General features: G+C 38.8%; 12 protein-coding genes and 1 tRNA gene. 7 read left to right on the top strand and 6 right to left on the bottom strand.

The genetic code is table 11. The features are described from left to right. Positions 1–53: 53 nt before the first annotated feature. From ACOMC3_RS15785 to ACOMC3_RS15775, 3 genes are all read right to left on the bottom strand, one after another. The gene (locus tag ACOMC3_RS15785; RefSeq protein ID WP_420316849.1) at positions 54–953 is read right to left on the bottom strand and encodes an alpha/beta fold hydrolase; all 900 of its coding nucleotides are present in this window, start codon (positions 951–953) and stop codon (positions 54–56) included. Positions 954–993: 40 nt separating this feature from the next. Next, positions 994–1,587: a TetR/AcrR family transcriptional regulator gene (locus ACOMC3_RS15780; RefSeq protein ID WP_420316848.1), complete on the bottom strand. Its 594-nt coding sequence runs from the start codon at positions 1,585–1,587 to the stop codon at positions 994–996. A 381-nt stretch (positions 1,588–1,968) separates the two neighbouring features. After that, positions 1,969–2,041 (bottom strand) — tRNA-Phe (locus ACOMC3_RS15775). Positions 2,042–2,123: 82 nt separating this feature from the next. On the opposite strand from ACOMC3_RS15775, the gene ACOMC3_RS15770 reads away from it, so the two are divergent. The 7 genes from ACOMC3_RS15770 (at position 2,124) to ACOMC3_RS15740 (ending at position 9,052) form a co-directional block, all read left to right on the top strand. Next, on the top strand, positions 2,124–3,434 hold the full coding sequence (locus ACOMC3_RS15770) for a 4Fe-4S dicluster domain-containing protein (RefSeq protein ID WP_420316847.1): 1,311 nt from the start codon (positions 2,124–2,126) through the stop codon (positions 3,432–3,434). Next, positions 3,431–4,225 carry a (Fe-S)-binding protein gene (locus ACOMC3_RS15765; RefSeq protein WP_420316846.1) on the top strand — a complete coding sequence of 265 codons (795 nt, stop codon included), beginning with the start codon at positions 3,431–3,433 and terminating at the stop codon, positions 4,223–4,225. Before ACOMC3_RS15770 ends, ACOMC3_RS15765 begins: the two co-directional genes overlap by 4 nt. Next, positions 4,200–4,709 (top strand): hypothetical protein, encoded by a 510-nt coding sequence (locus ACOMC3_RS15760; protein WP_420316845.1) that lies wholly within the window; start codon positions 4,200–4,202, stop codon positions 4,707–4,709. Before ACOMC3_RS15765 ends, ACOMC3_RS15760 begins: the two co-directional genes overlap by 26 nt. Before the next feature lie 145 nt (positions 4,710–4,854). After that, the gene (locus ACOMC3_RS15755) at positions 4,855–6,771 is read left to right on the top strand and encodes an OmpA family protein (protein ID WP_420316844.1); all 1,917 of its coding nucleotides are present in this window, start codon (positions 4,855–4,857) and stop codon (positions 6,769–6,771) included. Between the two features lie 30 nt (positions 6,772–6,801). Beyond that, positions 6,802–7,965, top strand: coding sequence for an AIR synthase related protein (locus tag ACOMC3_RS15750; protein WP_420316843.1), 1,164 nt, complete (start codon positions 6,802–6,804; stop codon positions 7,963–7,965). Further along, positions 7,962–8,540: a GNAT family N-acetyltransferase gene (locus tag ACOMC3_RS15745; protein WP_420316842.1), complete on the top strand. Its 579-nt coding sequence runs from the start codon at positions 7,962–7,964 to the stop codon at positions 8,538–8,540. The genes ACOMC3_RS15750 and ACOMC3_RS15745 overlap by 4 nt, the downstream gene beginning before the upstream one ends. After that, positions 8,540–9,052, top strand: coding sequence for a DUF456 domain-containing protein (locus tag ACOMC3_RS15740; RefSeq protein ID WP_420316841.1), 513 nt, complete (start codon positions 8,540–8,542; stop codon positions 9,050–9,052). The genes ACOMC3_RS15745 and ACOMC3_RS15740 overlap by 1 nt, the downstream gene beginning before the upstream one ends. Here the strand turns inward: ACOMC3_RS15740 and ACOMC3_RS15735 are convergent. The 3 genes from ACOMC3_RS15735 to ACOMC3_RS15725 are packed head-to-tail and all read right to left on the bottom strand — an operon-like array spanning position 9,049 to position 13,158. After that, positions 9,049–9,900: a geranylgeranylglycerol-phosphate geranylgeranyltransferase gene (locus tag ACOMC3_RS15735; RefSeq protein ID WP_420316840.1), complete on the bottom strand. Its 852-nt coding sequence runs from the start codon at positions 9,898–9,900 to the stop codon at positions 9,049–9,051. The two genes, ACOMC3_RS15740 and ACOMC3_RS15735, sit on opposite strands and share 4 nt — an antisense overlap. Further along, positions 9,897–10,622: a Rossmann-like and DUF2520 domain-containing protein gene (locus ACOMC3_RS15730; protein WP_420316839.1), complete on the bottom strand. Its 726-nt coding sequence runs from the start codon at positions 10,620–10,622 to the stop codon at positions 9,897–9,899. The genes ACOMC3_RS15735 and ACOMC3_RS15730 overlap by 4 nt, the downstream gene beginning before the upstream one ends. Positions 10,623–10,665: 43 nt before the next feature. Then, complete coding sequence (locus tag ACOMC3_RS15725; protein ID WP_420316838.1) at positions 10,666–13,158, bottom strand: heme lyase CcmF/NrfE family subunit; 2,493 nt, start codon at positions 13,156–13,158, stop codon at positions 10,666–10,668. Between the last annotated feature and the right edge of the window lie 11 nt (positions 13,159–13,169).

Below are 13,169 nucleotides of genomic sequence, written 5' to 3'. Positions count from 1 at the left end.
TTGTAATTACAGCATCTTTATGAATGTCCTGATTGCAAATTTTAAAATGAGCGCTATCGCATGAATTTTTGAATGTAATCAATGATGGAATCATTGGCCATGATCCTGTAATGGCCCAATCCTTTAACATGAACGAATGATGCATGAGGCCATGCTGCTTCAAGCTCTTCTCCTTTACTAAAAGGAATTACCTGATCATCTTCGCAATAAAAAAGATGCGTATCGATGTTCTTTAAATCACTTGCTTTTATCCGCAAATCGAAATAGTCAATGGAGTGATGATATTTTTCTTTAACCAGGCCACACATCGCATGATAAACGGATTCATTGCAGCCCACATCTTTGACGATATCTTTAAAAAAGTATCTGATGAATGGAGGCGCTGATATAACGAAAAAGTGTTTCGGTTGAAAGGCTGAACCAAGTTCACTTAATGCAATTCCTGAGGCTAGTGCACCTATAGAGTGTCCAATGACTGTTTGGTAAGGTCCATTTTTAGCGATATGATTTTTTATGACATCTCTAAACTCGGGCATTGCAGTATGTCTTCCCTGGGAGTTTCCATGTGCTCGCATGTCGATTGCCTCAACCTGATATCCTTCTGCAACAAATTTCTTGATCATGCGCCTAAAATCAGCAGCTTTTGATCTCCACCCATGACAAAGCAAGACTTTTGGTCCGGAAGTGCCCCAACGATAATACTTAATCAGATCACCTTGATAGCTGGTTTGTGACACTTGGGCCTCACTAAGTATCTGCCTTTGTGGGTCAGTGTAACCAACTCTCCCTGGCATTGTGAAGTAATGCCATATTATAGAAGCTGATTTCTTCGGAGATGCATGCTGAAGAAGCCCGAGTCCTTTTTTAATTATTTCAATTTTCCAGTTCGTTTTTGGAGGTCGCTCGGCAGGCCGACTGATATCTTCTCCTTTTATTTCTATGTGAGTAACCATGATTTGAGATACCAATCGGTATTTTAATGAATAAATTTTTTTAAGTACTTATATTTTTGATCTGTTTTAGAACAAACCGCTTAACAAAATCAAATGATCTGCTATCCCCTTCAATTCTTGATACTGAGATGGCGCCTTCAATGGTTGCATAAAAGAAGTTGGTAAATTCCTCTGCGTCAACATCTCTTTTCACCTGTCCTTCCATTATGCCTCGATTAATGATCTTCATGATAGAATCTTTAAGTAAAGCAATAGATCTAATAACACGTGATCGAAGAAACGGCAGGTTATCATCCGCTTCGATAGATGAATTTAAAACAGGACAACCCCCAGGTATTGGTGGATCATTTAAATATTCTTCATAGAAATCCATAATTGCAATTAGTTTAGCTGGTGCGGTTTTCTCAGCTCTAACTCGTTTAGCCAATGCTCCGGCCACAATTTCTACACCCCTTTCAAATGCTGCTGTTGCTACCTCATCTTTATTTTTGAAATTTCCATAAATGGCTCCCTTGGTTATTCCGGTTGCAGCTGTAATGTCTGAAATAGATGCTGCATTATAGCCTTTCGTGTTGAAAATAGGCAATGCCTTTTCAATAATAAGCTCCTTCGTATGTTCAGGGTTTCTCGCCATAATGCAAATATACCGAACGGTATATAAATAACGAAAATTAATTTATAAAGTTTCTAAAATAGTATGCATGCATAATAAATTAGTTAATTGATTTTATCTTCGGGGTAAAATGAAATGACCACCGATAAAAATGGTAATTTTATAATAGATGAGTTTGCATTAGGTGTCTGATTGACAAAAGATTTTTAGTTGATCACTTGTCAGCATTTTCAGTTGAAAAATGAATGAGCAAAACGAAATAAGATCTAATAGAATGAATTGGCTGAGATTCGATAGGACTGGCGTCCATCGGAGTTGCGCTCAACCCATCGACTCACGGATTTTCAAAAATTCGGTTAAAGTAAGAGCACAAAAAAACCCAACTAAGGTTGGGTCTTTAAGTGGTGCTGAGTGGATTCGAACCACCGACTCACGGATTTTCAGTCCGATGCTCTACCAACTGAGCTACAGCACCAAAATTTCGGTTGGCAAAAGTAGGTATTTCTTTGAAAAGGCAAAATATAATTCGAAGTTCGTAGCAGGAATTTTTTAGTATTATGGAATATATCCCTCAAATAGCGTTTGTGTTGATAGCAGGATTCTTTGGATTCCTCATTTCAAAAAGAATATCACGCATCTCAAAAAATATCAAACTTGGAAAACCGGCTGAATTGTCGGGTAACAAAAGTGAGCGTTTTAAAACGATGCTCTTAGTAGCATTTGGACAAAAGAAGATGTTCAAACGTATTATCCCGGCACTTCTCCATTTATTGATTTATATCGGTTTTGTACTTATCAACATTGAAGTACTAGAGATTGTGATTGATGGGATTTTTGGTACCCATCGAGTGGCAGCACCAATTTTAGGTGACTTTTATTCATCCATGATAAATTTCTTTGAATTTCTGGCAGTCGGTGTGCTCTTCTCATGCATCGTTTTTCTTATTCGAAGAAACATTCTTCGAATCAATCGATTCAAAAAAATAGAGATGGTGGGTTGGCCTTCACTAGATGCTAATTTGATTCTGATCATAGAAATAGTTTTGATGGTTGCAATTCTAGCAATGAACGGGGCTGATCAGATCCTTCAAGATCGAGGGGCCGATCATTACGCTCAAACAGGCAATTTCTATTTCAGTGGATTGATGTTTGGATGGTTAGATCAGTTTGAAACATCTTCACTAATGCTCATTGAAAGAGTAGCCTGGTGGTTTCACATAGTAGGAATATTTGCTTTTGCACTTTATGTAACCTATTCAAAGCATCTGCATATTTTCATGGCGTTCCCAAATACGTATTACAGCCGATTGGTACCAAAAGGTCAGATGGACAATATGCCAGAGATTACCAATGAAGTAAAAATGATGCTTGGTATGCCGGTAGAAGGAGATAATGCACCACCCCCTGAAGGCATGCGGTTTGGAGCAAAGGATGTGAATGACCTAAGTTGGAAAAACCTAATGGATGCTTACGCTTGTACCGAATGTGGAAGGTGTACTTCTGAATGTCCTGCTAATCTAACTGGAAAGAAACTTTCGCCTCGAAAGATCATGATGGATACAAGGGATAGATTGGAGGATGTTGGTAAAAATGGGTTAGATGATGGAAAATCATTGCTTGGCGATTACATTTCCAAGGAAGAGATAAATGCATGTACCAATTGTAATGCCTGTGTTGAAGCCTGTCCTGTGAATATTAACCCTTTAGATATCATTCTTCAAACAAGAAGATATGTTGCGATGGAAGAGTCTGCAGCTCCTGACTCATGGAATGCGATGTTCCAAAATGTAGAGACAAATTTTGCACCATGGAAATTTGGTGTACAAGATCGATTTAACTGGTCACAAGAATTAAAAGACGGAAAATGAGTGAAATACAAATACCAACGGTAGCAGACCTTGTAGCTAAAGGTGAAAAACCTGAAATACTTTTTTGGGTAGGCTGTGCTGGATCTTATGATGATAGATATAAGAATGTAACTAAGGCATTCGTAAAAATTCTTAATAAGGTAGGAGTCAAGTTTGCTGTGCTGGGCCCAGAAGAAACCTGTACAGGTGATCCTGCCAGAAGGGCTGGGAACGAATTTTTGTTCCAAATGCAGGCAATGGCCAATATTCAGGTGCTTGATGGATATGAAATAAAAAAAATTGTCACAGCATGCCCTCATTGTTTCAATACGTTGAAAAATGAATACCCTGAACTAGGTGGTAACTATGATGTTATTCACCATTCTCAATTTCTTCAGGACTTAATAAATGAAGGCAAAGTTGAACTAAAAGGTGGAGGGGAATTCAAGGGAAGAAAAATCACTTATCATGACTCATGTTTTCTGGGTAGAGCAAATAATGTCTACTCAGCTCCAAGAGCTGTTCTTGAAGCATTAGACGCGGAGTTGGTAGAAATGAAAAGATGTCGCACCAAAGGGTTATGCTGTGGTGCGGGAGGTGCTCAGATGTTTAAAGATGCTGAACCTGGTAATAAGGAAATTAATATTGAGCGAACTGAAGAAGCACTCGAGACCAAGGCGGATACTATCGCAGTGGCATGCCCATTCTGTATGACGATGATGTCTGATGGGGTAAAAAACAAGGAGAAGGAAGATTCGGTAAAGGTGAAAGATTTGGCGGAACTCATTGCAGAATCTGAAGGTTTGGAATGATATGTTGATTCCTTTTGAAAAAATGCCGGATAATGCTCGTTTGTGGATATATCAAGCAGAGCGCAAATTGACTTACGAAGAGACTGATGTTGTAAAACATAATACAGAACATTTTCTTAGTGAATGGCAAGCTCACGGGCAGGATTTAAAAGCTTCCTTTGATATCAAATACAATCAGTTTTTAATAATTTCAGTTGACGAATCTTTTAGTCAGGCCAGCGGATGCAGCATTGATGCATCTGTTCATCTTATTAAAGCCCTGGAAAATGAATTAAAGCTGTCATTTATGACAACTAGTCAGGTAGCATTCATGGAAGGAGAAGAAGTCAATCTTTATCCGTTCAACCAATTGAAGAAACAAGCTCAGGAAGCCATTATTGGGCCAGACACTTTGGTTTTTGATAACACCGTGCAGAATATGGCGGAATTTAGGTCTAGATGGATCAAACCAAGTAGAGAAACCTGGGTTAAAAGGTTTTTTTAGTAGGGCTTTTTGGTTCGCTTCTTGTTAATGGTTTAACTAATTTCGGAGCAATCATCTGAACAGAATTTTCGTTAATAACCATATGCGAGTCTTTCATTACATTTTTTTATTGGTACTAATTGCTGGCTGCTCGGTAGAGAAAAGCATGAAAAATGCTGAATTTGATGCAGTTATTGCCAAGTTGGGAAATTCACCAGAAAAAAATTCTGCGGAAGAAAATTTGATGGTAGGCGAGGCTTTTAGAAAATCAAACCGACTGGTTGAGTCAGTGCCATTTTATGAAAAGGCCATCGAGCAGGGAGGAGCCGGTGAATCAGCGCATCTATATTTAGCGCAAGGATTGAAAGTAGAACAGAAATATGCAGAAGCTGAACGTGTTTTAACCAATTATTTACCTCGCGCGCTTGACGAGAAAACGAAAAAATTAGCGGGAAAGGAATTACATAATCTCAAGAAGATTGAAGAATTAAAGCAAAATGAAAGCTATTACCGGGTAAAAAACCTTGAGGATATCAATACCGAACGAGCAGAATATTCACCTTTTTTTAGTAGAAATTTCCTCTATTTCACTTCAAACAGAGATGGCGGCAAAATCTATCGTACAACAGGAACGCCATTTACAGATATATACAGGGTCGCAACTAAAGGTGCAAACGTAAATCTTGCTACGCTTCAAGCCCTCGATCCAATCATTAATCACATTGATACTAATGAAGGCTCGGTAGCAATTTCTCCAGATGGAAATTCGATGATTTTTGCAAAAGGGAATGACGGGAAAGCAAAGGGTTATAGTGAGGTAAATTTATTTTTTACCAGATATAGAAATGGTAAATGGTCTAATCCTGTCCCCCTATCTATCAATGTGGCGGATGCTTGGGATTCCACTCCAGCTTTTAGCCCAGATGGTACAACACTTTATTTCTCATCTACCAGAGAAGGTGGTTATGGTGGGGCAGATTTATATCAGGCAAAGGTGAACAGAAGGGGACGATGGGTGGATGTTCGAAACCTTGGGCCGGAAATTAACACCCCGGGTGATGATGTATTCCCATATATAAGTGAAGATGGAAGTCTGTATTTTGCTTCAGACGGTCATCCTGGTTTTGGAAAACTAGATATGTTTAAAGCAGTGCGAGAAGGAGGACATGTTCGAGTAGAAAATTTGGGTAAGCCAATGAATTCAGCCTCCGATGATTTTGGTTTTTTCCAGTTTAATCTAACACGAGGTTTTTTTACTTCAAATAGAAAAGGAGGAAAAGGAGATGATGACATTTACACATTTGTGAATGACGATCCAGATCTTAAAGTGGTTAATTATTTTCTTACGGGAATTACAGTAACTACAGATGATGCAGGGGATGAAATTATTCTGCCCAATACAAAAGTTTCTCTAACAGCAGACAATGGAGACGTGCTTGATGAGGCGTTCACAGGAGCAGATGGAAAATTTAACTTTAGAGTTTATCCTGAAGAACATTATGATTTGATAAGCGAAAAAACAGACTATTTCACAGTAAGAAAAGATTTTACAACCGTAGGAAAATCAGTTGATAAATCAACTTTAACTGAGCCAATCACTAATATCAATTTCGAAACCAAAATTATGATGGATCCGATCGTATTGGAAAAACCGATTGTGCTTGATAACATTTATTATGATCTGGACAAATTCAATATTCGACCTGATGCGGCCTTGGTGCTCGATTCATTGGTTCAAATTATGAATGATAATCCAGACATCTACATTGAGCTGGGATCTCATACTGACAGCAGAGCCCCAGATGATTATAATATGAGACTTTCTCGACAAAGAGCACAATCAGCAGTAAGCTATATCATCAATTCGGGCATTAAGTCTGAAAGAATTACTGCGAAGGGATATGGTGAGACACAATTGATCATAAGAAATGCTCAAACGGAAGAAGAACATCAAAAAAACCGAAGAACAGAATTCAAGGTACTCAGATATAATCCTAGAGACAGGGATGATGATTTACCACCAGATGAACCAGTCGATGAATACGATCGATTCTTCCAGGATTCGAGTGATGGAAACGGATAATCGTTTTTCTTTGCAAACAAAAACAGAAGTATGACTGATCGGTACGCACAAAGAGGCGTTTCAGCAGATAAAGAGGATGTTCACTCAGCCATCAAAAACATTGATAAAGGATTATTTCCGAAAGCATTTTGTAAAATAGTTGAGGACATTTCCGGAGATCCTGAATATTGTACCATCATGCACGCTGATGGTGCGGGGACTAAATCTTCCCTCGCATATCTCTATTGGAAAGAAACAGGTGATGTAAGTGTTTGGAAGGGCATAGCACAAGATGCGATCATTATGAATGTAGATGATCTTCTATGCGTAGGGTGTATCGATAATATTCTACTTTCTTCAACAATAGGACGAAACAAGAACCTCATTCCCGGTGAAGTAATTTCAGAAATAATCAACGGAACTGAAGAAGTACTACAAATGCTAAGAGACAATGGCATTGATATAAAATCAACAGGTGGTGAAACAGCAGATGTTGGCGACTTAGTTAAAACCATAATTGTAGATAGTACAGTAACTGCTCGAATGAAGCGATTGGATGTAATTGATAATGACAACATCCAAGCCGGTGACTTAATCATAGGTATTGCATCATATGGTCAAGCTTCCTATGAAAAAGAATACAATGGTGGAATGGGGAGTAATGGATTGACATCTGCTCGTCATGATGTTTTTGATAAAATTTATGCAGGCAAGTACCCAGAATCTTTCGATCAAAGTGTCCCTTCTGATTTGGTCTATAGTGGGTCAAAAAAGCTGACAGATCCGGTAGATGGTTCCCCACTTGATGCGGGTAAATTGGTACTTTCTCCAACGCGAACCTACGGCCCTATCATTCAATCGATTCTGAAAGAATTGAGATCTGAGATACACGGGATGGTGCACTGCAGCGGAGGGGCACAGACAAAAATTCTTCATTTCGTTGATAATGTTCGGGTAGTCAAAGACAACATGCTACCGATACCTCCTTTATTCCAGATGATCCATGAAGAAAGTGGGACTGACTGGAAGGAAATGTACAAGGTTTTTAACATGGGCCACCGAATGGAGATTTATGCAGCTGAGGAGTCTGCAGATGAAATAGTAGAGATCGCACGTTCATTCAATGTAGATGCTCAGGTCATTGGAAGAGTTGAGCCTTCTGATAAGAAAGAACTAATTATTCGATCAGAGCACGGTGTTTTTGAATACGAATGAAAAAGTATTACAAGGAGCTAAGCGATAAAAAAATCATGTTGATTCCACTTACTGCAGATCATATTCAAGAGATGCGTAAGCTTAGCAGTGATTCAGATATTTGGACGTGGTATACGGAAGATTTAACTCAACCTGATGCCTTGGAAAAGTGGATGACAAAGCGACTGGCTGAGTCAAAACTTGGTGATAAAATGTCTTATGCAGTTAGGCTGAATGAAACCGATGAAATCATTGGGTCTTCCAGCTATGGTCATATCAACTGGCAGGAAAACGGCATTGAGATCGGTTGGACCTGGCTGGGTAAAAAATTTATCGGATCGGGTATTAATAAACATTTGAAATTTTTGATGCTGAGTCATGCGTTTGATAAAATGGGGATAGAGCGTCTGGAACTAAGAACGGATGAGCTAAATGTACGCTCCAGAAAAGCCATGGAAAAAATAGGAGCAAAACATGACGGAACATTAAGAAGTCATCGGGCTACCCAAGGAGGAAAAAGAAGAAACACGGTTGTTTACAGCATTTTGAAATCTGAATGGCCTGATATCCGCAAAACGATTTTTAAAGAATTCTGATGGAGGCTTTCCTGATAATACTTGCAATCATTCTTATCGCCGGTGGAATTATATTTTCCATTCTTCCTCCATTGCCGGGTCCTCTGCTTACTTACGGAGCGATGATCTGCGCCCATACGGTTTCTAATGACACTGAGTTTAGTACTACTTCGTTTGTTGTTTGGGCAATCATTGGAATAATCATTTTAGTAGCAGATTATGTGCTTCCTGTTGCGGCAACTAAAAAATTTGGCGGAACGAAGGCAGGAGTGATCGGAGGAATGATAGGTATGGTTGCGGGGGTTATATTACCAATTCCATTTGGAATAATATTAGGACCACTTCTTGGTGCGATAATCGGTGATTTGTATGGAGGTAATCGAATAAGATCAGCATTTAAATCCGGATTTGGATCTTTCCTGGGATTCATTGCAGCAACGAGTTTGAAACTTCTTTATTCCATTATTCTCGGAGGAATAATTGTCTGGAAGGTAGGTGGTTTCACAATGAATGCCATTTCGGAGATGTTTTAGATGAGGATGACACTTAAAAGCCCGGCAATAATTACTACGTCAACATATTTCTTGATAGCTTGAAAATCTTTCATTCTATCCGCCTTGGCCAGTTTTAAAGCCATCCAAAAAATTATAATAAGCACACTGAAAAAGAAATACCTCACACTCCAATTGGGTATTGATAATAAATAGAATGTAAGCATTCCTACGCCTGCAATACCAGCTAAGTAAATGATGGTCTTTGCCCCCCTTATACCCCACACAATAGGGACAGACTGAAAGCCGAATTGACCTTCACCTTTAGCACTAACAATGTCTTTAATACTTTCTCGAATGAAAATGGTCACACAGCCAAACATCGCGTAAGCGACTACAAGTAGACTAAACTCACGGAAATAAATCATTACCAACAAAAGAGTTAGGCTTGTTAAAAAAGCTATAGTGAGGGTGCCCAATAAAATCCAACGTTTCAAAATGGCGCTGTAGGTCCAGAGAGCACCTGCAGAAAATATATGAATGGCTCCAATAAATGGATCTATCATAAAACCAATGCCAATGCCAGTTAGAGTTAGTATAAGGTGCGCAAAGAGAGCAAGACGTCTTCTAAATGTTGTACCAATTACGACGCTACCTGGCCTATTTACCATATCAATCTTTTGATCGAAATAGTCATTGATTATATAGCCAGCTGCACCAATCATGCCTGTACTCAGAATAAATAGGATGAACCTGGCCTTTAAGAGCATCCAAAGTGGCATATCAAGTAAAAAATATGCTGTTATGAACTGAGTAAGCCCAATAATTATCAGGTTAGGTATTCTGCTCGCTTTAAGAAAGCCAACTACATCATCTGTGGTGATTTTCACTTGTTTTGGCGGATACTATCTGTGATCATACGATACAAACTTTTCATTTGTTCATCCCTTAGCATCTCTAAGTGTCTGTTGATGGTTTCTTCATCATCACGTGCAGCAGGTCCAGTTTGAGATTTTGACGGATTTAATTCGATAGCTTTTCTAAAAGTTTCTTCTACTAATGGCTGAATGTCTTGAAAACTCATATCCAGATCAGCTAATAGCTTTTCTGAAAGGTGAAACATGTGATTGCTGAAATTACAAGCAAATACAGCGGCCAGGTGTAATTTAGATCGGTTTGTAGAGGTTAGTAACCTTACATCATTGCTAAAGCTTCTAACAAAGGTGAAGATATCTTTTTCCCCCTCATCAGACCCTTCCACAAAGACTGGAATTGAATTGAAATCAACTTCCTTGGTTTTACTAAAGGTCTGAAGCGGATATACAACTCCATGCTTGGAGTGTTTATTAAGGTCGGAGATGGCATTTGCTCCAGAGGTATGTAAAATGATTGCATCTGAAGTTTCCAGACTATCTGATACCTCTTTTATTTTATCATCAGGGACCGCTAAAATTATAAAATCAAAGGAATCAGATTCAAATTCATCCATCGAGAGAATAAAGTCTTCCTGTGGGATGCGGGAAAATATGGTCGCTTCATGTCTTTTGGAGGCGATCCTATTGGCCAGATGATAGCCAACATTTCCGTACCCAATGATTGCTACCTTGCTCATAGAGTAAAGTTAACGTTGTTAATGTAACAAGCCTAACACTGCATTATGCCTCTACTCCTTTATCTCGCATTTTTACAAATTCGGAATATCGACGATTGATGGCTACAATAAACCCAATCACAAGTAAAAATGTACCAATCCAGAGTAAGTTGATCCATGGTTTTTTTACTGCCTCCATGATTATCCAATCTTTCTGAGTAGTTTGAAATGCAAGAGCTACAGAATTGTCTTGTGGGATGATGTTTTGAATGGATATTCTAAATGCGAGATCATGAACTTGATCATCTATTCTACCTACATACTCCCTATTGCGGATTACAAATACAGGCTCTGCTATATAATTTTGATACTCACCTTGTACTTCAATTATAGCCTTCACAGCAACATCATTGCTTGAGAGCGGAGTTCCATCAATTTCAGAAATTGGTTCCATACGAGTGAGAGTAGCCACGTAATCATTGATGAAAAATTGATCTCCAATTTGAACGCTGATTTCTTGTGGATCACTCCAATCCGGTTCCTGTTCAGGATCAGGGAAGGTTCGTACATGTGTATACATGTCTGCACTTAGATTTCTTCTAATATCAGGTGAGTAAACAGCTCCCATATTTGGATTTAGTTGCACACGAGGGTATAAGGTAAATTGTTTACCCTCCTCTGAATGATACTCCACCTCGAAATAGCTATTTTCAGGATTTATTAATGTCAGTGTGTCTTTTTGATCACCAGTTATTCGAACCGTTTTAAGCGGATCAATGGTAGGTAACAGATTATTTTGATTCACATAACCTTCTTCTCTTGTCATCTTTCTTACTCCACGATAAATCATGGAGTACTCATTCATCTGTCGCGGCTCATTTATAAACAAAAGGAGATTGTCTCTATTCACTTCTTCCGGGAACTCTGTACTCCAAACCATGGAAGTATAATTGGTAGAAAGTATGGTTGAATAGCCACTTGAAAATAGAATTCCAACCAGCATAAGTGCTACTCCAATATGCGCAATTGAACCGCCGGAAAGCTTAATATTTGATTTAGCAACCCCAATAAAAATCTTTGAGTTTGCTACAATGGAATAGACACTTGCCACAAGTAGAATCAGATAATAAGGATCTGTTATTTTGGCCAACACTATGACTAAGCCTGAAATAATTAGTGAAACTATAAAGGGTGTGGTTAGCTCTGATTTAAGCTTTTTCCCGTCCATCTTTTTCCACCAAAAGAATTGACCGGTACCTGACAGAATAGCGAGGAAGATCGATAAAATCATTTGTGGCAAGGAGTATGCGTCGTAAATGTCTGTTGGTGGAGCAAGACTCAATTCGAACCCAAGAAGGGCCGCAATTTTATTGTAAACGGGCATTGAGGTATATACCAACACTTGAAATGCCATCAGGCATAAAATAGCAGAACCCATAAAAATCCAGAATTCTCTGGAGTATGTTGAAGTCTCCTCTTTTGTTGAAGGCACATCTTTCCATCGCTTGATGATAAAGAATATCGAAAGAGTAAGAAATACCAAAAGGTATATCAGAAGCTGACCGGAGAGCCCTAAGTCTGTAAAGGAATGAACAGAAGAATTTCCAAGAATCCCACTTCTTGTTAAGAAAGTAGCATATAGAACCAATATGAAGCTGGACACTACTAAGATCATAGAAAGCTTAAGCGCTGATCCGCTCTTCTTGTAAGCAATCATTACATGGATAGCAGCAACCAAAACAAGCCAAGGGATATAGATTGCATTTTCAACAGGATCCCAGTTCCAATATCCTCCGAAATTTAATGTCTCATATGCCCAGTAAGCACCCATTAGAATTCCTACTCCTAATATCATGGCGGAAAATTGAGCCCATGGTAATGCAGGTCGAATCCATTCCTTGTTCTTACCAATTATCAATCCTCCTATACAATAGGCGAAAGGAATGACAGTTGTAGCGAAACCAAGAAATAGTGTAGGTGGATGAATCACCATCCAATAGTTCTGGAGGAGAGGATTTAACCCATTACCATCTTCAGGTATGAAATTCGGATTTGTTTTAAATATTGGTGCATCGATGACTTCTCGTAGCAGCATAAAAGGAGAGCTACCTAATTTGAGATCAAAAATTACGACCCCCAATATCATTGAGGTAAGGAAAACTTGAGTAAGCGACATGACAAGCATGACCGGAGCTTTCCAAAACTTATTGGAGTTAATTAGAATGATACCTAAAACAGCATTCCAGAACATCCAAAGAAGGAACGACCCTTCTTGCCCTTCCCAGAAACAGGAAATCTGATAGTAGACAGGTAGTAGCTTAGAGCTGTGGCTGAATACGTAATGATATTCAAAATAGTGGTTGGTGATCAGGTAAAAGAGAGTGCCAATGATCCCCAAAATGGCAATTGAGTGCACATAGAATATCTTAGAACCAAATGAAGTCCACTGAGCATCCTGCTTTCTTCCCCTAAAGAAAGCGTATGCTGCAAGCATACTCGTCACGAATGAAATAATTACAAATGTGTGACCTAATTGTCCTTCGAAATAATGTATCATAAAATGGCCTT

This window comes from Ekhidna sp. (assembly GCF_965212185.1).
Taxonomy (GTDB): domain Bacteria; phylum Bacteroidota; class Bacteroidia; order Cytophagales; family Cyclobacteriaceae; genus Ekhidna.
Note: the sequence above shows the minus strand (reverse complement) of the source record. Positions and strands in the feature narration are given on the sequence as shown.